This is a genomic window from Rhizobium sp. Leaf384 (assembly GCF_001424065.1).
Lineage (GTDB): Bacteria > Pseudomonadota > Alphaproteobacteria > Rhizobiales > Rhizobiaceae > Ferranicluibacter.
In genome coordinates this window covers 899,419-920,183 of record NZ_LMQE01000001.1, presented here as the reverse complement: position 1 = coordinate 920,183, position 20,765 = coordinate 899,419, and the positions used below count along the sequence as shown (strand labels likewise).

Below are 20,765 nucleotides of genomic sequence, written 5' to 3'. Positions count from 1 at the left end.
ACTAACGCGCCGGCTCTCGGCGGCCAACTCCCATCCGCAACGCCCAGTTCTCATCCTCACCGCGCGGCGACGATCCCAAGGCCCATGCCGATCATCAGCCCGCCGGCGGCGCGGTTGACCCGGCGGAGGATCGTCGGCGTGCGCAACAGACGGCGCGCCCGCGTGGCGAGAAGCACGTGGCCGCCGATGACGACCGCTTCGACCGCGAGGATGACTGCCGCGAGCTCGAGCAGCGTCGTTGCCGTGAACGTCGTCCCCACCACGTTCGGCAGCAGCGCGAGGTAGAACAGCGGCATCTTCGGGTTTCCGAGGTTGAGCGCGACGCCCGTGCAGAAGACGGCGGCAAGGCTGCCGCGTTCGGAGACGGCCTGCATCTGCGGAAGCTCCGGCGGCGCGGTCCAGAGCCGGAGACCCATCCAGATGAGATAGGCGGCCCCGGCGAACCGGAGCACGGTCATGACGGCGCCCATTTCGGTCGCCAGCACCGAAAGCCCGAAGGCGGCGAGGGTCAGGAAAACGAGGATACCCGCAACGGTCCCCGCACCATAGGCCAGGCCGGAGGCGGGACCGTGCGAGAGAGTGCGCAGCACGATCGTCATGTTGTCCGGTCCGGGACTGGCGGCAAAGACGAAGAAGGTCAGGGCGAAGGCAAGAAGCGTGACGGCATCCATGTCGATCTCCTTGGGGTCGATCTTCTCGCGGCGAATGTACCGCGCGTTCGAGCCTAATGCATGTCGCCCGAAAATGTGCAGCGGTTTCGGGAAACGAGATGCATCAAAATACGACCTTGAAGCGCGTTTGCGGCCATCCGGCGCTGCAGTGCCTCGCGGTCCTGCCGAAGGCGAAGGGGCGGGGCGGGACGCGAGGTCGGGAAAGCTCGAGGGGAGTGTGGGAGGCGCAGGGCCAAGTCTGGTGGCGGGGTTCCCGGGGACCGGGACGGTTTGCCACGCCGGCGCTTCCGGTCTGACGGCCGCGGCACGCTGCGGGGGCCGCTACAGCAGGTCGGCGCTCGAGATCTCTACAGTTACGTCGTCGGGTCGCAGCGGTCGGAAGGTCATGCGGTGCAGCCGGCAGGGGCCATGCAGCGTGATCGCGCTGCGGTGATGCGCGGTGGCATAGCCGGCATGCATGGCAAAGCCGTAACCGGGAAAGACGCCGTCGGCCCGGGTCATCATGCGGTCGCGGGCGACTTTCGCAACGATCGAGGCCGCGGCGATGGAGAGCGAGCGGGCGTCGCCCTTGATGACGGCGCGACCTTCGCAGGCGAGCCCCGGCGGCACGTCGCGCCCATCGACAAGAACCAAAGCCGGTCGTCGGTGAAGCCCGCCGACGGCGCGGCGCATGGCGTCGAGGCTGGCTTTGCGAATGTCCGTCCCGTCGATCCGGCCTGCGCCCGAGGATGCGATCGAGACGGTGGAGGTGGAAAGGATCTCGGCAAACAGGGCCTCGCGTCGCTGCGCGGTCAGTTGCTTGCTGTCGTTGAGCCCTTCGGGAATGCGCTTCGGGTCGAGAATGACGGCCGCCGCGACGACAGGGCCGGCCAGCGGGCCCCGTCCGGCCTCGTCCGTGCCGGCGACCGGCCAGAGACCCTCCCGTCGTGCCGCTTTTTCCATGCGGAAATCCGGGCTCAGGCGGATGTCGATGAGAAGCGGGGAATCGGTCGCGGTGCGGGGTGCCATGGCGGCAGCGTTGCACGAGAGGCCGATTCCCCGCAAGGCCCCCAGGAGATGCGGCGGCGCCTGGGGGCAGGAGGCCGGCAGCGGTGCGGACGCTGCCGGCCTCGGGTGACCGCATGTTACGAGGGACATGCGGCCCCATTCGCGATCCGGAGCATGCCGGACGAGGAGAGGGCCGGCGTCAAAGCAGCGAGAGCTGCACGCCGGTTCCGAGCGGCGGCACGAAGATGTCGCAGTTCAGCGCCCGCCGGTTGGTGTTCAGTTCCAGCCGCTTGGCCGCAAGGTCGAATCGGCGGCCGATCTGCCAGGCATAGGGGCCTGCCCCCTTCATCCGCTTGGTGAAATCCGCGTCGTAATCCTTGCCGTCGCGCATGGAGCGGACGAGCGACATGACATGCCGGTAGCGATCGGGGTAATGCTGCAGCAGCCAATCGCGAAAGAGCGGGCTTACCTCCAGCGGCAGCCGCAGGAGAACATAGCTCGCCTCCGTTGCGCCGGCCGCCTTGGCGCTGTCCAGCACCCGCTCGATCTCGTGATCGTTGAGCGCGGGAATGACGGGCGCCATCAGCACGCTGGTCGGAATGCCGGCCTCCGACAGGCGGCGGATTGCCTCCAGCCGCTTCTCCGGCGTCGAGGCGCGGGGCTCCAGGAGCCGGGCGAGCTTGCGGTCGAGCGTCGTCACCGACAGGCCGACGCGGGCAAGGCCCTTCTCGGCCATCGGGGCGAGAATGTCGATGTCGCGCAGGACCATGGCCGATTTCGTGACGATCATGACAGGATGATCCGCAGCCTTCAGCACCTCGAGGATCTGGCGCATGATCCGCCACTTCTTCTCGATCGGCTGATAGGGATCGGTGTTCGTGCCGATGGCGATCGGCTTCACCTTGTAGCCGGGCTTGGCCAGCTCGCGCTCCAGGAGCTTGGCCGCATCCGGCTTGGCAAACAGGCGTGCTTCGAAATCGATGCCGGCGGACAGGCCCATATAGGCATGGGTCGGCCTGGCAAAGCAGTAGATGCAGCCATGCTCGCAGCCACGATAGGGATTGACCGAGCGGTCGAAGGGGATATCCGGCGAGTCGTTTCGCGAGATGATCGTACGCGGCTTTTCCACCTGCACTTCGGTCTTGAACGGTGGCAGATCCTCGAGCGAGCTCCAGCCGTCATCCTCCACGCTGCGCGTCACCGGTTCGAACCGGCCGGATGCATTCACGCTTGCACCCCGTCCGCGGCGACGGTCCACGTCGATGCGGAGGCCGCTCTCCACCATCAGTGCGTCGGCCACATCGGCCCGATTGCCGGGCGCAAAAGCGCCCTGCCTTACATGGGACAGATCGTTCATGGGACACTCCGGGGAACATGGGCGATCGAGCGCTTGCCAAATCACCATGTCGTTCTCTCTGCCTCCACTGCTACCGGCAAAATGAGAACAATGCAAGAACAAATCCCGGGCTTACGGAGCCATGCGCCATGCCTTGGCGGTCAGGCGAGTGCGGATTCATGATGAATACAGGGAAACGTGGGTTCCACCCCCGGCCTTCATGGCATTCGCGGTTGCAATGCGGTAGGAACGGCGATGCTCACGATCCTGATGGAAACGCACGATAGCGAGACGCGGTTGGCCCAGTCCCTGGCCGCGCTGGTGTCGGGTGCCGTGGAAGGTCTGATCAGCGATGTCATCATCCTCGATCACGGGTCGCGCGATGCGTCGCAACGCGTTGCCGATGCCGCCGGTGCGCGGTTTTTGACCGAGTGGGCGATGACCGATGTGGTTCGCTCGGCCCGCGGCACCTGGCTGCTGTTGCTCGAGCCCGGTGCCCGCCCGCTCGGCCGCTGGGTGGAGGAGGTCGCCGAACATATGGCGATCGGCCGCGGTCCCGCCCGCTTTTCAGCGTCCCGGCGGCATCGCCGGCCGCTTCTCGCGCGGCTCGCATCGCGCCGCCCGGCGCTCGAGCAGGGCTTTCTCGTCAGCCGCCCGCAGGCAGCCGGCATGGTGAGATCCGGCATGACCATCGCCGATTTCGTCACCCGCCGGGGTGTGCACCGCCTGTCGAGCGAGCTCATGCCGGCCTGGGCCGCCAGCCGCTAGGGCCTGTCGCCCGAAAGCGTGCAGCGGTTTGGGGAAACGACATGCATCACAACAAGAACGCAACGCGCTCGAGGCGCGCCTACCGCTTCAGATGTTCGTCCAGCCGCGGCATGATCTCCACGAAATTGCAGGGGCGATGGCGCAGGTCGAGTTGCTGGCTGAGGATCCCGTCCCAGGCGTCCCGGCACGCGCCGGGGGAGCCCGGCAGCACGAAGACGAAGGTCGCGTTCAAGACGCCGCCGGTTGCGCGCGACTGGATGGTCGACGTCCCGATTTTGCCGTAGGAGATCTGGTGAAAGATGGCGGAAAAGCCGTCCATCGTCTTCTCGAACAGCGGTTCCAGTGCCTCGGGCGTCACGTCGCGCCCGGTAAAGCCGGTTCCGCCGGTGGTAATGACGACATCGATGCCGGGGTCGAGGCTCCAGGCGGTCACCTGGCGGGCGATCGCCTCGCGCTCGTCGGGAACGATGGCGCGGGCAGCGAGCGCGTGGCCGGCCTCCGTCAGGCGCGCGACGAGCGTATCGCCGGATGTGTCGGTCTCCGGCGTCCGCGTATCGGATACGGTGAGAACCGCAATGGAAACGGGCACGAAGCTGCGGGTGGTGTCGATCGTCATAGGGTCGTCGTCCTCTCGGCTGCCGGGCGGGAGCCCAGCGTGGTGCAGGGCAGGAGATACCAGGCCGGATAGGCCTCGCGGATGCGCGTCGCGGCACGATCGCGTGCTTGCACATCGGAAAACAGCCCGAAACAGGTGGCGCCGGAGCCGGACATGCGGCAGAGCGCAGCGCCGGCGTCGCAAAGAGCTGCCCGGGCAAGGCCGATCGCCGGCGCGAGACTGAGGGCCGGCGGTTCGAGGTCGTTGCGCAGCGCCGCGATCGCCGCCATCCACGCCTGCGGCCCGACAAGCCCATCGGGCAGTGTCAGCGGCGGATGCGTCTTCTCGGTCAGGGCGCGGAACACCGCCGGCGTGGAGACCGCAACGCCCGGATTGACCAGCAGGGCCGGAAAGTCGGGCAGGCCGGATACGAGAGAGATCGCCTCGCCGATCCCGCGGGCGACGAGCGGCCGTCCGGTCAGGCACATCGGAAGATCCGCCCCGAGCGACAGACCGAGAGTGGCAAGGTCCGGATCCTCATCGGTTGCCGACGCGTGCCCCCAGAAACGCCGAAGGCCGATCAGCGCTGCGGCCGCATCTGCGGAGCCGCCGCCGATGCCCGAGGCGACGGGCAGGTTCTTTTCGAGGTGAAGGGCGACCGGCCCGCAGGCCAGCCCGCGCAGGGTCAGCTGCGTGCGCAGGCGGTTGCGCGCCTTCAGCACCAGATTGCCGTCTCCACCCTCGGCGCCGGTCGGCACATCCCCGGCAAAGGGGCCGGAAACGGTGAAGCTGTCCTCGTCTGCCGGCGCCAGCGACAGGCGGTCGCCGGCGTCGGCAAAGGTCACGAGACTTTCGAGCAGGTGATGGCCGTCGGCGCGCTGGCCGACGACATGCAGGGCGAGATTGATCTTTGCCGGCGCCACCAGCATCAGCGGCATGCCGGCGCCCTTATGGTCCGGGGCGACGGCGGCCGGGGAGGTGGCCCTTGCCGGCGCGTCGAGCGCGGCCGGCAGGACAGGCATGTCAGGCACGGCCCGGCGTCAGGACTTCTTGCCGGGCACGACCGCTTCCGGCGGCTTCGGCTTGCCCTCGGCTTCGGCGGCCGCAGGGACCTTGGTATCCAGCGGTGGCAGACCCTTTTCGATCTTCGCCTTGATCTTCGGGATCTCCTCCGCCTCCGGCTTCAGCTCCAGCGTCTGGTTCCACTGGAACACGGCTTCGAGCTTGCGGCCGACGCGCCAGTAGGCATCGCCCAGATGGTCGTTGATCGTCGGATCGCCGGCCATCAGTTCGGCCGCGCGCTCGAGTTCGGCCACGGCCTCGTCGAACTGGCCAAGGCGGAAATAGGCCCAGCCGAGCGAATCGACGATGTAGCCGTCATCCGGCTTCAGGTCGACGGCGCGGCGGATCATGTTCAACCCCTCTTCAAGGTTCATGTTCTTGTCCACCCAGGAATAGCCGAGATAGTTCAGCACCTGCGGCTGGTCCGGGTTCAGCTCCAGCGCCTTCTTGAAGCTCGGCTCGGCCTTTTCCCATTCCTTCAGCCGCTCATAGGCGATGCCGCGCTGGAAGAAGAGCGACCAGTCGCTGCGCTTGGGCACGGCGCCGACGATCTCGATCGCCTTGTCGTAGGTGACCGCCATCTCCTTGTAGTCCTTGGCGTCCGACAGCACGCTGCCATAGGCCACATAGCTGCGCACGTCCGTCGGATCGAGGTCGATCAGTTCGCGCAGATGCTTCTTCGCATCGTCCACCTTGCCGACTTCGGCCAGCGCCAGCCCCAGCTGCATCTCCGACAGGCGGCGCATGGGCGAGCCCTGCGGTATCTGCTGATAGAGCGCGATCGCGCGTTCCGGCTTCTTCAGCGTTTCGGCGATGCCGCCGAGCATCACGAGGATGTCGGCACTGTCGGGATCGAGCGCGCGCGCCGTCTGCAGGTAGAGCGAGACGATGTCTTCCGCCCCCTCGCGATTGAGCGCGGCACCGACGGAGAACAGCACGGCAGCGGCACCCTGGCTGGCATTGCGGACCTGCTGTTCCTGCGGCTTGCCGTCCTCGATGCTTTTGCGCAGCGCGTCGAGCGGCGCGTAATTGTTGATGAAGTTCTGCCCGAGCGAGATCGTGTCGAGCGCCTTCTGCTTGTTGCCGTCGGTCGCCTCCAGCCGTGCCAGCGCGATGACGGAGCGGATGAACGTGTCCGGAGCCGCGCCGCCGCCGTTGCGGTCGGCCACGGCCTCGTTGAACTTGGTGCGGGCGGTCCGCTTGTCGCCGGCGGCAAGCGCGATCGCGCCCTGCTGGTAGTTCTTGAAGATGGCGAACCAATCCGGTCCCTTCATCTCCTCGATCATGGCGATGGCGTCCTTGGGCTTGCCCTGGCCGGCCTTCGCCCAGGCCAGGAGGAGGCCGTTCATCATCCGGTCGAGATCGTTCGGCCCGGAATATTTCAGGATCTTCTCGGCGTTGCGGAATTCCTTCTTGCCGATCGCATCGACACCGCGCACGACGGTGGTGATCCGCTCGACCGAGGCATCGCTCTTCAGCTCGTTCGCGATCTTCACGCCGTCGGCGAAATTGCCGTTCATCAGCGACGTGATCATCAGGCGCTGCTTGACCTCGACATTGTCCGGCTCGAATTCCAGCGCCGTCCGGTAAAGCTTGGTCGCGGTGTCCAGGTCGTGGTCCACGTCGGCGGTGCGGGCCGCAAGGAACGAACCCGAGAAGCTGTTGACGGAATTCACATCGAACGGCTTGGCCGCGGTCTCCGTCGCCGGCGCCTTGGCCTCTTCCGCCAGAACAGGGCCAGAAACGACGCCGGCAAGCGTCAGAAACGCGACGCCGGTAAGCATCCGAAGAATATGTTTTTGCCGCATGACAAGCCTTTCGTTTCGGATGCGCCGCGCAAGCGCCTAACCGGAATCAGTTCTGTAGTGATACCGCATACTGCGCGGAACCGGAATTGCATCCCGATGCGTGCCGTTGCGACCGGACGGGGTCCGCTCCCCTTCGGGAGGGTCACCCATGGTTGCGGCAGGCTTGGCAAGACAGAATGGCTTTTTTGGCGCAGGCCGCCAGAAAATCGCCGGGATCCTGCCCGAAGCCGACAACCGGCGTCAGTTCACCCGGTCGATGCAGAAGTCGATGACCTCGAGCAGCGCATTCTTCCAGGGCGAGGCGGGCAGGGGCGCAAGCGCATCGCGCGCGATCATGCCGTAGTGCTTCGCCCGGGCGATGGTGTCCGTCAGCCCGCCATAGCGCGTGATGAGCCCCATGGCATGCTCGAGGTTCGCATCGCTTGCATTGCCGCCCTCGATCGCATCCTTCCAGAACGCACGCTCCTCGGCCGTTCCGCGGCGATAGGAAAGAATGACCGGCAGGGTGATCTTGCCCTCGCGAAAGTCGTCGCCGACATTCTTGCCGAGATCGACGGACTTGCCGCCGTAGTCGAGAACATCGTCGACCAGCTGGAAGGCGAGGCCGAGGTTCATGCCGTAGGATTTCAGCGCGTTGCGGGCGGAACGATCGGTCTTTGCGACGATCGGGCCGACTTCCGCGGCCGCGGCGAACAGGGCCGCCGTCTTCGCGCGGATGACGGCGAGGTAGTCGTCCTCCGTCGTTTCCATGTTCTTGGCGACGGAGAGCTGCAGCACTTCGCCCTCGGCGATCACCGAGGCGGCCGTCGAGAGAACGTCGAGCGCATCCAGCGAGCCGACCTCGACCATCATCCGGAAGGCCTGGCCGAGCAGGAAGTCGCCGACCAGCACGCTGGCCTGGTTGCCCCAGATCATCCGCGCGGTGGATTTGCCGCGCCGCAGATCGCTCTCGTCCACCACGTCGTCGTGGAGCAGCGTTGCCGTGTGCATGAACTCGACACTGGTCGCGAGCTTGACATGCGCATCGCCCTTGAAGTCGAACATGGCGGCGGAGGCCAGCGTCAGCATGGGGCGAAGCCGCTTGCCGCCCGACGAGATCAGGTGGTTGGCAACCTCGGGAATCATCTCGACGTCCGAGCCCGCCTTGGCCAGGATCAGCTGGTTGACGCGCTCCATGTCGGCCTTGGTCAGATCGACCAGCGGCTGCACCGAGGCCTGTTTGTTCTTGCCGTCTTCCAGCGGTATCACGACGCCCAAGGCGAAGCACTCCTGTTCAAGCTATTCTTCTGAGAATAGAAAGGGGTGGCATTCGCGGCAAGTGGCGATTTGCCCCAGGGCCCCGACGAAAGGCAAAAAAGCGAGCCAGATGAAAGAATTGATCCGTACCAACGACGCCGTCGTCCTCTCCTTTGCCGAAAGCCTGATGCGCGACGCGGGCATCATCTGCTTCATCGCCGACCAGGGCATGAGCATTCTCGACGGTTCGCTCGGCCTTTTGCCGCGCCGGCTGATGGTTCAGGGCGAGCGCGCCGACGAGGCGCGGCGCATTCTGTCGGACGCCGGTCTGGCCGCAGAGTTGAGGGACGCGTGACGTCCGGAGCCGCGCATGACGCTTGACAGGACGTCGGATCCCCACCCCGCTGCTGCAGCCGGCGAGACGGTGGACAGCTTCCACCGGGGACGCTTCCACCTCGTCCAGCCGCTGGGACGCGGCCATCGCGCCGGCATGGACGCGATGCTGCTCGCCGCCCTCGTGCCCGATCCGGGCCCGGCGCCGATCAAGGTGGCCGATCTCGGTGCCGGGGCCGGCGCGGCCGGCATGGCGGTGGCCGTGCGCGTGCCCTCGGCGCAGGTGCTCCTCGTGGAGCGGGCGGCCGAGATGGCGGCCTTTGCCCGCCGCAGCCTTGCCCTTTCCGAAAATGCCGCCTTCGCAGGCCGGCTCGACGTGCTGGAGGCCGACGTCGCGCTGACGGGGAGGGCGCGTGTCGAGGCCGGGCTGCCGAGCGACCTCTTCGACCATGTCGTCATGAACCCGCCCTTCAACAATGGGGCCGACCGCCGGACGCCGGATGCGCTGAAGGCGGCGGCGCATGCGATGAACGAGGGGCTGTTCGACGCCTGGATCCGCACCGCGGGCGCGATCCTGCGGCCCGGCGGGCAGGTGTCGCTGATCGCGCGGCCGGAATCGATCGGCGAGATCGTCTCGGCCTGCGGCCGGCGGCTGGGCGGACTGGAGATCACGCCGCTGCTGCCGCGTGCCGGCGAAAATGCCGTGCGCATCCTCGTCACCGGCATCAAGCAGTCCCGCGCGCGCCTTTCCCTGCGGGCGCCGCTGGTCATGCACGGCGCGGGCTCGCATGCCTTCCTGCCCGAGGTCGACGATCTCAACAATGGCCGTGCCTTCTACGCCCGCCGCTGAATTTCCCGTGATCCCGCCTGCAGGCCATTGCGCCTGCCGGGCCAATCCCTACATCCATCCGGCATCGTCTATAAAGAGGAGACAGATTTGGCCGGTTTCATCAAACGGTTGCTGCCGAAGCGCTTTCGCAAGCAGGGTGTGACCATCCCGGTCGTTCGCCTGCACGGGGCGATCATGGCGGGCGGCAGCGCCTTCCGGCCGATGCTCAACATTGCCGCCGTCGCGCCGCTTCTCGAGCGCGCCTTTGCCGACAAGGAAGCCCCGGCCGTGGCCATCGCGATCAATTCGCCGGGTGGCTCGCCGGTGCAGTCCCGGCTGATCTACCAGCGCATCCGCGATCTCGCCGCGGAGAAGAACAAGCGCGTCCTCGTCTTCGTGGAGGATGTCGCGGCATCTGGCGGCTACATGATCGCGCTCGCAGGCGACGAGATCATCGCCGATCCTACCTCCATCGTCGGTTCCATCGGCGTCGTGTCCGGTGGGTTCGGCTTTACCGAACTGCTCGACAAGGTCGGCATCGAACGGCGTGTCTACACGGCCGGCGAAAACAAGGTCATGCTCGATCCCTTCCAGCCGGAAAAGGAGAAGGATGTCGCCTACCTCAAGAGCCTGCAGCAGGAGATCCACGGCGTGTTCACCGGCATGGTGAAGGCGCGGCGCGGGCATCTGCTCAGCGAGGACAGCGAGATCTTCTCAGGCCTGTTCTGGACCGGCGAACGCGCCCGCGCGCTCGGTCTGGTCGATGGCCTCGGCGACATGCGCGGCGAACTCAAGCGCCGCTACGGCGAGAAGACGCAGCTCCGGCTTATGAGCGCCTCGCGCGGCCTGTTCGGCCGACGGCAGCCGGGTGTCGCCATCGCGAGCGGGCTTGCGCTTTCTGCCGTCGCGGGTCTTGCCGAAGCCGCCGAGGAAAAGGCATTATGGGGCCGGTTCGGCCTCTAAAGCGCGGTGCGCGAAAAAGGATTCACGCACCGCACTTTAGGTTCTTGTCTTGATGCGGGTCGTTTCCCGAAACCGCTGCACATTTTCGGGCGACATGCATCAGGATCAGGCCGCGCGACGGCAACCGGCAACGGTTGAGCGCTGGCGCGGCGTCCCCTCTCACAGGCTCTCTCGCAACAAGGCCGTACCCGTCCCCCTCTGGAACCCAAGATGCCGCAACTCCTTCTTCTCCTGATCGTCGCCGCCATTGCCTGGTTCGGTTACCGCAAGTTCGTTCTCGACGCCGAACGCCTTGCCCGCCAGCGCGAACGCGTCCGCAAGCAGCAGCAGACGGGATCGCAGGGCACGCTGGTGCAGGATCCCGCTACGGGGGAATATCGGGTGAAGAAGGACTGAGGGCGCGCTGCCGCCCGGTCGCGTCTCTTGTCTGTTGGCGTTTCGGAAAGGCCATCTCCGGGGCCGTCGACGACAGCCGGAGTCTCACCCTCGACATCGCGTCCGATCCGGCGCTGCGGATGGCAGCGAAGCTGACCGGCGGATCGTCCGCATCAACGGAAAGCCGTGCAGAGTGTAGCCCGGCCAGGTGACGGTCGCCTTGCTGGTCATCGGCGTCGCCATCGCAAATCTGCGCCCCGAAGCGCTTAAACATTGACCCCTGCCGCCGCCCGTGGCACTCGTCCGGTCTCATCTTTCCGTCACCAGCGATTGATCTTCCATGTCTGCCTTGACCGATTTCACCGCCTTGCCCGACCATATGAACCCGAAGCGTTCGTTTCAGGCGCTGATCCTCACGCTGCACGCCTATTGGGCCGACAAGGGCTGCGCGGTGCTGCAGCCTTACGACATGGAAGTCGGCGCCGGCACGTTCCATCCCGCGACCACCTTGCGGGCGCTGGGGCCCCGGCCCTGGCGGGCCGCCTATGTGCAGCCTTCGCGTCGCCCGACCGACGGTCGCTACGGGGAGAATCCGAACCGGCTGCAGCATTACTACCAGTACCAGGTCATCCTGAAGCCGAACCCGTCGAACCTGCAGGAACTCTATCTCGGTTCGCTCGCCGCCATCGGTCTCGATCCGCTGCTGCACGATATCCGCTTCGTCGAGGACGATTGGGAAAGCCCGACGCTCGGCGCCTGGGGTCTCGGCTGGGAGTGCTGGTGCGACGGCATGGAGGTGTCGCAGTTCACCTATTTCCAGCAGGTCTGCGGCATCGAGTGCTCGCCGGTCTCCGGCGAACTGACCTATGGTCTCGAGCGGCTTGCCATGTATGTCCAGGGCGTCGACAATGTCTACGACCTCAACTTCAACGGCCGCGAGGGTGCGGAAAAGATCAGCTATGGCGACGTCTTCCTGCAGGCGGAGCAGGAATATTCGCGGCACAATTTCGAATATGCCAACACGGCGATGCTGCACCAGCACTTCATCGACGCCGAGGGGGAATGCCTCGCCTTGTTGAAGGCCGGCGCGCCGGGCGACACGGCCCATCGCGCGCTGCACAAATGCGTGTTCCCGGCCTACGACCAGTGCATCAAGGCAAGCCACGTCTTCAACCTGCTCGATGCCCGCGGCGTCATCTCCGTCACGGAGCGCCAGAGCTACATTCTGCGGGTGCGCACCCTGGCCAAGGCCTGCGGCGAAGCCTTCCTGATGACGGACGCCGGCGGCGTCAACCTTCCGGCGGCAGCGGCCTGAGATCGAAACCTGATCCGAGAGGCCCGACGGCAGACGCCCGACGGCAGACGCATGACGGCAGACGCATGACGGCAGACGCATGACGGCCGCGCTGGTCTTCGCGCGACCTGACCTCTGCTGGCGGCCCGGCGGCTCAGCCGTGCCAGGGACGCGGGATCGGACGGTGAATGTTGAGCGGCGCGCTGTCGAGCATGGGCGGGGTGAAGCGATGGCGCTCGCCGCGCAGGGCGACGAGGTGGCTGATGCCGGTCAGCATCACGGCGGACAGGGCGATTACGGCAAGAAGCGTCATGTTCACGGTCTCCTATCTGCGGGAAGCCGCAGCTTCCCATGAGGTTTGTCAGGCCGTCATTGCCGACTGGACAGTGCCGATGCACCTGTGGCGCATCCATGACACCCGGCAGCGCGAACACCGCTGCGACGTCGGACGTAATCCGGAACAGGCGGCAGCTCTCGGGAGCGTGATCCGGCATGTCCCTCATCGGAAATCAGGCAATGGCGCGCGCCATGGGTGCGTCGTCATCGTGACTGCGATCTTGGCAGCGTAAGCCGGATCGAGGCTGACGCCAATCCCGACAAATCGTGACTCATTTCCGGTGAAAGGACGCCGTTGCGGCCCGCCTCGTCTCTGCAAGACAGTGGGCAGCGGTGTAAAAGCACGCTATGGAGATGCGGGCAGCCCGCAGGGGCATCTGGGGAGAGAGTTAATGATTGCAGGTCTCGTCATTCTGGCCGTCGTCGCGGGCTATCTCGTCCTGGTCTATAACGGCCTCGTCAAGGCGCGGAACGTGAAGGAAGAGGCCTGGTCCGGCATCGATGTGCAGCTGAAGCGCCGCGCCGACCTGATCCCCAATCTGCTGGAAACGGTCAAGGGTTATGCAGCGCACGAGCGCGGTACGCTGGAAGAGATCGTCAACCTGCGCAATCGCGCCCAGGCCGTGCCGGCCGGCGACGTCGCGGGACGGGCACAGGCGGAAGGCCTGCTTGGGCAGGCGCTCGGCAAGCTGTTTGCCCTTGCCGAAGCCTATCCCGATCTCAAGGCCAACCAGAATTTCTCCGAGCTGCAGGCGTCGATCGAAGGCACCGAAGACGAGATCCAGATGTCGCGCCGCTACTACAACGGCGCCGCGCGCGACCTCAACGTGAAGGTCGAAAGCTTTCCGTCCAATCTCGTGGCGGGCCCGCTCGGCTTTTCCAAGGCGCCCTATTTCGAGATCACCAACGAGGCCGACCGCGCGGTGCCGACGATCAAGTTCTAGGCCCGCCGCCTCCGGAGTTTCACCGATGCCGCACGGTGCCTTGAGGGGCACGGAGCGCTGACAGATCACAAGAGACCGCCCGCATGACCCACGCTCCCATGACCCACGCCCCCAACCCGTCCGCCCAGAAGACCGCGATGCAGAAAGCCCTGATCATCACCCCGCCGGGCCATCCGCTGACCGGCGCCGTCAGCCCGCCCGGATCGAAGTCGATCACCAACCGCGCGCTGCTCCTGGCGGGCCTTGCCCGGGGCACGAGCCGGCTGACGGGCGCCCTGCGCAGCGACGACACCCGCTACATGGCCGAGGCCCTGCGCGCCATGGGCGTCGAGGTCCGCGAGCCCGACCCGACCACCTTCGTCGTCACCGGCACCGGCCGCCTCGTGGCCCCCGCCGCACCGCTCTTCCTCGGCAATGCCGGCACGGCCACCCGCTTCCTCACCGCCGCCGCCGCCCTGGTCGACGGCACCGTCGTCGTCGATGGCGACCAGCACATGCGCAAACGTCCGATCGCGCCGCTGGTCGAGGCGCTCCGGTCCCTCGGCGTCGAGATTTCGGCCGAAACGGGCTGCCCGCCGGTCACCGTGGCGGGAACCGGGCGCATCCCCGGCCGCCGCGTCGAGATCGACGCCGGTCTTTCCAGCCAGTACGTCTCCGCACTGCTGATGGCCGCGGCCGGAAACCTGCCGTCGGGGGCAGATCCGGCTATGGCGGAACCGCTCGAAATCGTCCTCGCCGGCGATGAGATCGGCGCGCGCGGCTACATCGACCTGACGCTCGCCGCCATGCGGGCCTTCGGTGCGCGCGTCGAGCAGGCCTCGTCCTCCGTCTGGCGCGTCTGGCCGACCGGCTATACCGCGACCGATTTCCGCATCGAGCCCGACGCCTCGGCCGCCACCTATCTCTGGGCGATGGAAAAGCTCACCGGCGGTCGCATCGATCTCGGCGTGCCCACGGCGGATTTCTCGCAGCCGGACGCGCGCGCCCATGACGTCATCGCGCAGTTTCCGCATCTCCCGGCCGTCATCGACGGATCGCAGATGCAGGATGCGGTGCCGACGCTGGCCGTGCTCGCCGCCTTCAACGCGACGCCGGTTCGCTTCACCGGCATCGCCAACCTGCGCGTCAAGGAGTGCGACCGCGTGCGCGCCCTGTCGCTCGGCCTGTCCGCCATCCGTGCGGGGCTCGCGACCGAAGAGGGCGACGATCTGCTTGTGGCGTCCGATCCGGGCCTGGCAGGGCAGACCCTGCCGGCCGACATCGACACCTTCGCCGATCACCGTATCGCCATGAGCTTTGCGCTGGCGGGCCTGAAAATCGGCGGCATCGCCATCCTCGATCCCGATTGCGTCGGCAAGACCTACCCGGACTACTGGGATGCGCTCGCCTCTCTCGGCGTCGACATGACCCTGCGGTCGGCCTGATCCGATGCGGCGTGGGGGAGACAGCGTCCGCAAGGGCTTTCCGGCAAGAGTGGCGCGGGACACGACCCTGCGCCTGGTGCGCCTGCTTGCGGGTCTCGGCATGGCGCTGCTTCTCCTTGCCGGTGCGACCGCCGGGATGGCAGCGGCCGACGAGCGCATCCTTTCCTACGACGCGCAGATCGAGGTTGCCCGCGACGGCACCCTGACGGTGACGGAAACGATCCGGGCGATTGCGGAAGGCGCCCTGATCAAGCGCGGCATCTACCGGGATTTTCCGCTCACCTTCACGGGCGAGGACGGCCGCACCCACCGCGTCGGCTTCCATCTCGTCTCGGTCGAGCGCGATGGTCAGGCCGAGCCGTCGCGCACCGAAACCATCGACAACGGCATCCGGATCTACACCGGTGACAAGGATGTGATCCTGCCGCAGGGCGTCCACACCTTCGCGCTGACCTACACCACCGACCGCCAGATCCGGTATTTCGAGGATCATGACGAGCTGTACTGGAATGTCACGGGAACCGGCTGGGCCTTCCCGATCGACGAGGCGAGCGCCACGGTGCTTCTGCCCGGCGGCGCGCGGCCGCAGGCGCTGAACGTCTTTACCGGCGCTTACGGCTCCAAGGAGAAGAACGCACGCGGGGCCCCGGCCGGCAATGGCGCAACGTTTCGCACGACGCAGCCGCTCGGCCCCAACGAGGGCCTGACCATCGTCATGCGCCTGAAGAAAGGCGTGATCGCGCCGCCGAGCGAGGCGCAGCTGCGTGCCGCCTGGTGGCAGGAAAACATGGCCGCGATCCTGGCCGGCGTCGGTCTTGCAATCGTCGCCGCCTATTACGGCTGGATCTGGCGACGCGCGGGACGGGATCCGGATGGGGGCGTTGTCGTGCCGCGCTGGGATCCGCCCGAAAACGCCTCGCCCGCTCTCGTGAACTACATCGACAATCGCGGTTTTGCCGACGGAGGATGGACCGCGATCGCGGCGGCAGCCCTCAACCTCGCCGTCACCGGCCGCGTCGTGCTGGAGGATCTGGAAAAGGCGCTCGTCATCTCCGCCACCGGCAAGGCGCCCGCCACCGAAAAGCTGCCGACGGGGGAGGCCGCCCTTCTGCGTGCCGTCGACGGCGCCGGCGGGCGGCTGGTGATCGACCGGCAAAACGGCCCTGCGGTCCAGAAGGCCGGCGACAGCTTCCGCAAGGCGATGGAAACCGAGCATCGCGGCAAATACTACAAGGCGAATATCGGTGCGATCATCGCAGGCATCGCCCTGTCCATCGTTTTCATCCTCGCCATCCTCGGGTTCGGCACGCTTGACGATGCGGGGGCGGCCATCGTCATCGTGCCCGTGGTCATCGCGGTGTTCACCGCCATCTTCATTGCCGTCATCGGCCGGTCCGTCCGGCGAAGGTCGAGCCTCGCGGGGCGCATCGCCGGCATCGTCATGCTGTCGTTCTTCGGTTTCGTCGGTGTCACGGTGTTCGGCGGCCTCGTCGCCTCCATCGCGTTCGATGCCGTAGAAACGCACCAGCTCCCGCTGCTGGCCGGCATCGGCGGCATCGTGCTGGTCAATCTCGTCTTCCTGTTCCTCATGGGTGCGCCGACGCCGGTCGGTGCGCGCCTGTCGGCCCATATTGCGGGTCTCCGGCAATATCTGACGCTGGCCGAGCAGGAGCGCATGAACATGGCGGGCGCCCCGACCATGTCGCCGAAACATTATGAAACCCTGCTGCCCTATGCGGTGGCGCTGGGTGTGGAAAAACCCTGGTCGAAGACCTTCGACGCCTGGCTGGCGACCGCGGCGGCCGGTGCCGCCGCCTATGCGCCGGCCTGGTATTCCGGCCCGGGCGGGTATGGCGGCTTCGGGGACCGCATGGGCGGCTTTGCCGGCTCCATGGCCGGGGCGATGCAGTCCTCCCTGCCGCCGCCGCCCAAGAGCTCCAGTTCCGGCTTTTCCTCCGGCGGCGGCTTTTCCGGCGGTGGCGGCGGTGGGGGCGGCGGCGGCGGCTGGTAGCCGCAAACAAGCCCGCCGAAGCGCACCTATCATGGTGACTTTTGCCGACGGGATTGCTAAGGCGACGGGCATCCGTTCGCTTCACCGAAAAGTCTGAGTGCCATGCCCGATCTTCTGCTTGAACTCCGCTCCGAGGAAATTCCCGCCGGCATGCAGCGCAAGGCTGCGGGCGACCTGAAGAAGCTCCTGACGGATGCCATGGTCGAGGCGGGCCTGACCTATGAGGGCGCCCGCGAATACTGGACGCCGCGCCGCCTGACGCTCGACATTCGCGGCGTCACCGCCCGCTCGGCCGATGTGCGCGAGGAGAAGAAGGGGCCGCGCACCGATGCGAACGAAAAGGCGATCGACGGATTCCTGCGTGCGGCGGGCCTGACCTCGATCTCGCAGGCGCACGTCCATTCCGATCCGAAGAAGGGCGATTTCTACGTCGCGCATCTGGTGAAGCCCGGCCGGGCCGCCGAGGCGATCGTCGCCGACGTGATGCCCGGCATCATCCGCAACTTCCCCTGGCCGCGCTCCATGCGTTCGGGCGTCGCCTCGGCCCGTCCCGGCGCCCTGCGCTGGGTGCGCCCGTTGCAGTCGATCGTCTGCACCTTCGGGCCCGAGAACGAGGAAACGCAGGTCATCGCCTTCGAGGTCGACGGCCTGGTCGCCGGCAATGTCACCTATGGCCACCGCTTCCACGCGCCGGACGCGATCACCGTTCGTCGCTTCTCCGATTACGTCGAGAAGCTCGAAAGGGCCAAGGTCGTCCTCGATGCCGAGCGGCGCAAGGAGATCATCGCGGCGGATGCCGGCAATCTCGCCTTTGCGAGCGGCCTGGAACTGGTCGAGGATCCGGCTCTTCTCGAAGAAGTCTCGGGCCTGGTCGAATGGCCGGTCGTGCTCATGGGCACCTTCGATGAAGGCGATCTCTCGATCCCCTCCGAGATCATCCGGCTGACCATCAAGACCAACCAGAAGTGCTTCGTCACCCGTCGTCCCGGCGAGGACACCCTGTCCCATCACTTCATCCTCGTCTCCAACATCGAGGCGAAGGACGGCGGCAAGGAGATCGTGCACGGCAACGGCAAGGTCGTGCGCGCCCGCCTGTCGGACGCCCGCCACTTCTGGACCCGCGACCAGAGCGACCTGCCGGACCTCGAAACCCTGCGCCGTTCGGCCGAAGCCTTCGATCTCGATCTCGCCAAACCGCTCGACCAGCGGATGGCCAAGCTCGATGCGCTGAACGTCACCTTCCATGCCAAGCTCGGCACCGAGGGTGCCCGCGTCCGCCGCATCCGCGCGCTCGCGGCCGATCTCTGCACCGTCACCGGTGCCGACCCGAAGCTGGTCGATCGCGCCGTGGTGCTTTCGAAAGCCGACCTGCGCACCGAAGCCGTTGGCGAGTTCCCCGAGCTCCAGGGCATCATGGGCCGCAAATATGCGCTGTTGCAGGGTGAGACCGAAACCGTGGCGACCGCGATCGCCGAACACCGCAAGCCCCAGGGCCCGACGGATGTCGTGCCGACGGACCCGGTCTCGCTGACCGTGGCGCTCGCCGACAAGCTGGATACGCTGGTGGGCTTCTGGGCGATCGACGAAAAGCCCACCGGCTCCAAGGATCCGTTTGCGCTGCGCCGTGCGGCACTGGGTGTGGTGCGAATGCTTCTGGAGCGCAAGATCCGCGCCGGGCTCGTCTCCCTCTTCAGGACGCACGGACCGCGCGTCGTTGCCGATATCAAGGCGGGCGACGCCCGGGCCTTCGAGACCGAACACACGGCCGACCTCCTCTCGTTCTTCCATGATCGCCTGAAGGTCTATCTTCGTGATCTCGGCGCGCGGCACGACCTGATCGATGCCGTCCTTGCGGCCGGCCCCTCATCCGCCCTCCGGGCACCTTCTCCCCACTTGCGGGGAGAAGGAGAGGAGAGCGCCGAGGGTGCCGCGTCCTTCTCCCCGCAGGCGGGGAGAAGGTGGCCCGAAGGGGCGGATGAGGGGCATGCCGCCGGCAACGACGATCTTCTGGCGGTTGCCCGCCGGGTCGAGGCGCTGACGGCGTTCGTGACGTCGGAGGAGGGGCTGAACCTGCTCGCCGGGACCAAGCGCGCAACACAGCTTCTGGCGGCCGAGGAAAAGAAGGGCACCGTCGTCACCGACACGGTCAATCCTGCCCTGTTCGCCCTGCCGGCGGAAGGCGAGCTTTACGCCGCCGTCAGCACGGCAACGTCTGCCGCCGCCGAGGCGGTTGCAGGAGAGGATTTCCGCGCTGCCATGGAGGCGCTCTCGACCCTGCGGGCGCCGATCGACCGGTTCTTCGCCGACGTCCTCGTCAATGATGACGATCCGGCCATTCGCGCCAACCGTCTCGCGCTGCTCGGCCGGATCCGCGCCGCCACGGGCACGGTCGCGGATTTCTCGCGCATCGCAGGATGAGCGGGACGGTGGGCGCGGACGCGAGGATCCTCGTCAGCGCCTGCCTCATGGGCCATGCCGTGCGCTATGACGGCCGGGCAAAACCCTTGCGGCACCCCGCACTCGAGCGCTGGCAGGCCGAGGGCCGCCTGGTGACGATCTGTCCGGAAATGTCGGCCGGCATGCCCGTGCCGCGTGCCCCTGCGGAAATCGCGGGGGGCGCAAGCGGCGCGGACGTGCTTGCCGGTCGGGCCCGCGTGTTCGAGGCGACCGGCGGCGATATCACCGACGGCTTCCGGCAGGCGGCCGAAAATGCCTTGGCGCTTGCACGTGCGACCGGCTGCACCCATGCGCTGCTGATTGACGGCAGCCCATCCTGCGGATCGCGCAGGATCTATGACGGCGCGTTTTCCGGACGGCAGCAGGACGGCGAGGGGGTTGCCGCAGCACTTCTGCGCCGCAACGGCATACGGGTCTTTGCCGATCACGAAATCGACGCCCTGGCGGCCGAGATCGATAACGGCTGATGGCCGGAGGGTTTCTGCGAGGGGGCGAGACCCGGCGAAGCGCGGTCCCGGGCAACAAGCGCACGTCAAAAAAATTGCGCCCCTGCTTCTCTCAGGGACGCAATTTTCCGCCTTTGTTGAAGGCGCTTGCCCGTGAGGCCTGGAGGCCGGCGAGGGCAGGGACTGGAAGTCGCAATCAGTTTAGCCGAAGCTGAAGGCTTTGCCCATCAAAATCGTGTGAAGACGACGAGGCCGTGTCGGCCGCGGTCGGCGACGGGGTCGCAGACGCCGTGGACGCGGCCAGAGACGTAGCTGGAGAGAGGGCCAGAGACGGGGCCTGAGAGGAGGAGGACGCGGACGCGGGGTCCGAAGGCGCGACAGAGACCGCGGCGATCGAGGCCGCCGTTGTCCCGCCGAGCGAGGCCGTGGTCATCGCCTTGTCAACCGTCACCGTCGTGCCCCCCTCGGGCGGCGCCGGGCGGCCAGCCTCGCCGATCACCGTTGCAGGGCCGGCCGGGTGCGCCGGCTCGCCGCGCGCAAGGCGCACATCCTCGTCGGATGCCTTGCTGATGAAGGTCACGGGCGAGCCGCCAAGCCAGGCTTCCTCCCGGACAATCTTCATTTCGCCGTTGATTTCCTTGATCTCGCTCCGGTCCGTGCCGGGCACGAGTTCGGGCACGACATAGGTCACCGCGCGGGGGTCGGGCTTCAGGGCCGGGCAATCCGTGCAGTGCATGATCGTGACGCTCGGCGCTGCGTCCGGCGGCGTGTGCACATAGTCGAGCGAGGACGCCCGGGCCGCAAGAGGGGCGAGGCCCGCAATGGCCGAGATGGCCGAGGCAACGGCGAAGCCCGCCGGCAGAAATCCGCGCATCAGTGTCTCCCACATA

General features: G+C 66.9%; 21 protein-coding genes. 12 read left to right on the top strand and 9 right to left on the bottom strand.

The features are described from left to right. Positions 1-56: 56 nt before the first annotated feature. The 3 genes from ASG25_RS04250 to ASG25_RS04240 all read right to left on the bottom strand — a co-directional run bounded on the left by ASG25_RS04250 (position 57) and on the right by ASG25_RS04240 (position 3,015). Positions 57-671: a LysE family translocator gene (locus tag ASG25_RS04250; RefSeq protein WP_062469641.1), complete on the bottom strand. Its 615-nt coding sequence runs from the start codon at positions 669-671 to the stop codon at positions 57-59. Between the two features lie 321 nt (positions 672-992). Beyond that, positions 993-1,679: a ribonuclease HII gene (locus tag ASG25_RS04245; protein WP_062469637.1), complete on the bottom strand. Its 687-nt coding sequence runs from the start codon at positions 1,677-1,679 to the stop codon at positions 993-995. A 178-nt stretch (positions 1,680-1,857) separates the two neighbouring features. After that, positions 1,858-3,015 carry a PA0069 family radical SAM protein gene (locus tag ASG25_RS04240; RefSeq protein WP_062469633.1) on the bottom strand — a complete coding sequence of 386 codons (1,158 nt, stop codon included), beginning with the start codon at positions 3,013-3,015 and terminating at the stop codon, positions 1,858-1,860. Positions 3,016-3,249: 234 nt separating this feature from the next. On the opposite strand from ASG25_RS04240, the gene ASG25_RS04235 reads away from it, so the two are divergent. Further along, complete coding sequence (locus ASG25_RS04235; protein ID WP_062469630.1) at positions 3,250-3,762, top strand: hypothetical protein; 513 nt, start codon at positions 3,250-3,252, stop codon at positions 3,760-3,762. Between the two features lie 79 nt (positions 3,763-3,841). Here ASG25_RS04235 and moaB read toward each other — a convergent pair whose 3' ends face one another. The 4 genes from moaB to ASG25_RS04215 all read right to left on the bottom strand — a co-directional run bounded on the left by moaB (position 3,842) and on the right by ASG25_RS04215 (position 8,484). Next, positions 3,842-4,378: a molybdenum cofactor biosynthesis protein B gene (gene moaB, locus ASG25_RS04230; RefSeq protein WP_062469627.1), complete on the bottom strand. Its 537-nt coding sequence runs from the start codon at positions 4,376-4,378 to the stop codon at positions 3,842-3,844. Further along, positions 4,375-5,295, bottom strand: coding sequence for a 4-(cytidine 5'-diphospho)-2-C-methyl-D-erythritol kinase (locus tag ASG25_RS04225; RefSeq protein ID WP_062472136.1), 921 nt, complete (start codon positions 5,293-5,295; stop codon positions 4,375-4,377). Before ASG25_RS04225 ends, moaB begins: the two co-directional genes overlap by 4 nt. A gap of 102 nt (positions 5,296-5,397) precedes the next feature. After that, a complete protein-coding gene (locus ASG25_RS04220) occupies positions 5,398-7,227 on the bottom strand; it encodes a tetratricopeptide repeat protein (protein ID WP_062469624.1) in 1,830 nt (609 codons plus the stop codon). Between the two features lie 240 nt (positions 7,228-7,467). Continuing rightward, positions 7,468-8,484 carry a polyprenyl synthetase family protein gene (locus tag ASG25_RS04215; RefSeq protein ID WP_062469621.1) on the bottom strand — a complete coding sequence of 339 codons (1,017 nt, stop codon included), beginning with the start codon at positions 8,482-8,484 and terminating at the stop codon, positions 7,468-7,470. A gap of 109 nt (positions 8,485-8,593) precedes the next feature. Here ASG25_RS04215 and ASG25_RS04210 point away from each other — a divergent pair, with 109 nt between their 5' ends. From ASG25_RS04210 to ASG25_RS04190, 5 genes are all read left to right on the top strand, one after another. Further along, positions 8,594-8,818 carry a DUF2007 domain-containing protein gene (locus ASG25_RS04210; RefSeq protein ID WP_062469619.1) on the top strand — a complete coding sequence of 75 codons (225 nt, stop codon included), beginning with the start codon at positions 8,594-8,596 and terminating at the stop codon, positions 8,816-8,818. A 15-nt stretch (positions 8,819-8,833) separates the two neighbouring features. Further along, on the top strand, positions 8,834-9,646 hold the full coding sequence (locus ASG25_RS04205; protein ID WP_062469616.1) for a methyltransferase: 813 nt from the start codon (positions 8,834-8,836) through the stop codon (positions 9,644-9,646). 87 nt (positions 9,647-9,733) lie between these two features. Next, positions 9,734-10,588 (top strand): S49 family peptidase, encoded by an 855-nt coding sequence (locus ASG25_RS04200; protein WP_062469612.1) that lies wholly within the window; start codon positions 9,734-9,736, stop codon positions 10,586-10,588. Between the two features lie 210 nt (positions 10,589-10,798). Beyond that, positions 10,799-10,984: a hypothetical protein gene (locus tag ASG25_RS04195; RefSeq protein ID WP_062469609.1), complete on the top strand. Its 186-nt coding sequence runs from the start codon at positions 10,799-10,801 to the stop codon at positions 10,982-10,984. A gap of 319 nt (positions 10,985-11,303) precedes the next feature. Further along, positions 11,304-12,278, top strand: coding sequence for a glycine--tRNA ligase subunit alpha (locus tag ASG25_RS04190; protein WP_062469606.1), 975 nt, complete (start codon positions 11,304-11,306; stop codon positions 12,276-12,278). 133 nt (positions 12,279-12,411) lie between these two features. Here ASG25_RS04190 and ASG25_RS22580 read toward each other — a convergent pair whose 3' ends face one another. Continuing rightward, positions 12,412-12,570, bottom strand: coding sequence for a hypothetical protein (locus tag ASG25_RS22580; RefSeq protein WP_156379831.1), 159 nt, complete (start codon positions 12,568-12,570; stop codon positions 12,412-12,414). Here ASG25_RS22580 and ASG25_RS04185 point away from each other — a divergent pair. The 6 genes from ASG25_RS04185 (at position 12,569) to ASG25_RS04160 (ending at position 19,896) form a co-directional block, all read left to right on the top strand. Continuing rightward, on the top strand, positions 12,569-12,826 hold the full coding sequence (locus ASG25_RS04185; RefSeq protein ID WP_062469602.1) for a hypothetical protein: 258 nt from the start codon (positions 12,569-12,571) through the stop codon (positions 12,824-12,826). The genes ASG25_RS22580 and ASG25_RS04185 overlap by 2 nt on opposite strands. Positions 12,827-12,985: 159 nt before the next feature. Continuing rightward, a complete protein-coding gene (locus ASG25_RS04180) occupies positions 12,986-13,537 on the top strand; it encodes a LemA family protein (protein WP_062469600.1) in 552 nt (183 codons plus the stop codon). 137 nt (positions 13,538-13,674) lie between these two features. Then, on the top strand, positions 13,675-14,961 hold the full coding sequence (gene aroA / locus ASG25_RS04175) for a 3-phosphoshikimate 1-carboxyvinyltransferase (RefSeq protein WP_062472133.1): 1,287 nt from the start codon (positions 13,675-13,677) through the stop codon (positions 14,959-14,961). A 100-nt stretch (positions 14,962-15,061) separates the two neighbouring features. Beyond that, complete coding sequence (locus ASG25_RS04170) at positions 15,062-16,972, top strand: DUF2207 domain-containing protein (protein ID WP_156379845.1); 1,911 nt, start codon at positions 15,062-15,064, stop codon at positions 16,970-16,972. Positions 16,973-17,074: 102 nt separating this feature from the next. Then, positions 17,075-19,390 (top strand): glycine--tRNA ligase subunit beta, encoded by a 2,316-nt coding sequence (glyS, locus tag ASG25_RS04165; RefSeq protein WP_062469597.1) that lies wholly within the window; start codon positions 17,075-17,077, stop codon positions 19,388-19,390. Then, entirely contained in the window at positions 19,387-19,896 is a 510-nt protein-coding gene (locus tag ASG25_RS04160) for a DUF523 domain-containing protein (protein WP_062469594.1), read from the top strand. The genes glyS and ASG25_RS04160 overlap by 4 nt, the downstream gene beginning before the upstream one ends. A gap of 175 nt (positions 19,897-20,071) precedes the next feature. Here the strand turns inward: ASG25_RS04160 and ASG25_RS04155 are convergent, their stop codons facing one another. Then, positions 20,072-20,749, bottom strand: coding sequence for a plant virulence effector HPE1-like domain-containing protein (locus ASG25_RS04155; RefSeq protein ID WP_062469591.1), 678 nt, complete (start codon positions 20,747-20,749; stop codon positions 20,072-20,074). Between the last annotated feature and the right edge of the window lie 16 nt (positions 20,750-20,765).

Bases quoted from the DNA above. Each gene is read 5' to 3' on its own strand.
- ASG25_RS04250 (WP_062469641.1), bottom strand. From the start codon at position 671: ATGGATGCCGTCACGCTTCTTGCCTTCGCCCTGACCTTCTTCGTCTTT.
- ASG25_RS04245 (WP_062469637.1), bottom strand. From the start codon at position 1,679: ATGGCACCCCGCACCGCGACCGATTCCCCGCTTCTCATCGACATCCGC.
- ASG25_RS04240 (WP_062469633.1), bottom strand. From the start codon at position 3,015: ATGAACGATCTGTCCCATGTAAGGCAGGGCGCTTTTGCGCCCGGCAAT.
- ASG25_RS04235 (WP_062469630.1), top strand. From the start codon at position 3,250: ATGCTCACGATCCTGATGGAAACGCACGATAGCGAGACGCGGTTGGCC.
- moaB (WP_062469627.1), bottom strand. From the start codon at position 4,378: ATGACGATCGACACCACCCGCAGCTTCGTGCCCGTTTCCATTGCGGTT.
- ASG25_RS04225 (WP_062472136.1), bottom strand. From the start codon at position 5,295: ATGCCGCTGATGCTGGTGGCGCCGGCAAAGATCAATCTCGCCCTGCAT.
- ASG25_RS04220 (WP_062469624.1), bottom strand. From the start codon at position 7,227: ATGCGGCAAAAACATATTCTTCGGATGCTTACCGGCGTCGCGTTTCTG.
- ASG25_RS04210 (WP_062469619.1), top strand. From the start codon at position 8,594: ATGAAAGAATTGATCCGTACCAACGACGCCGTCGTCCTCTCCTTTGCC.
- ASG25_RS04205 (WP_062469616.1), top strand. From the start codon at position 8,834: ATGACGCTTGACAGGACGTCGGATCCCCACCCCGCTGCTGCAGCCGGC.
- ASG25_RS04195 (WP_062469609.1), top strand. From the start codon at position 10,799: ATGCCGCAACTCCTTCTTCTCCTGATCGTCGCCGCCATTGCCTGGTTC.
- ASG25_RS04190 (WP_062469606.1), top strand. From the start codon at position 11,304: ATGTCTGCCTTGACCGATTTCACCGCCTTGCCCGACCATATGAACCCG.
- ASG25_RS04185 (WP_062469602.1), top strand. From the start codon at position 12,569: ATGTTCACGGTCTCCTATCTGCGGGAAGCCGCAGCTTCCCATGAGGTT.
- ASG25_RS22580 (WP_156379831.1), bottom strand. From the start codon at position 12,570: ATGACGCTTCTTGCCGTAATCGCCCTGTCCGCCGTGATGCTGACCGGC.
- ASG25_RS04180 (WP_062469600.1), top strand. From the start codon at position 12,986: ATGATTGCAGGTCTCGTCATTCTGGCCGTCGTCGCGGGCTATCTCGTC.
- aroA (WP_062472133.1), top strand. From the start codon at position 13,675: ATGCAGAAAGCCCTGATCATCACCCCGCCGGGCCATCCGCTGACCGGC.
- ASG25_RS04170 (WP_156379845.1), top strand. From the start codon at position 15,062: ATGGCGCTGCTTCTCCTTGCCGGTGCGACCGCCGGGATGGCAGCGGCC.
- glyS (WP_062469597.1), top strand. From the start codon at position 17,075: ATGCCCGATCTTCTGCTTGAACTCCGCTCCGAGGAAATTCCCGCCGGC.
- ASG25_RS04160 (WP_062469594.1), top strand. From the start codon at position 19,387: ATGAGCGGGACGGTGGGCGCGGACGCGAGGATCCTCGTCAGCGCCTGC.
- ASG25_RS04155 (WP_062469591.1), bottom strand. From the start codon at position 20,749: ATGCGCGGATTTCTGCCGGCGGGCTTCGCCGTTGCCTCGGCCATCTCG.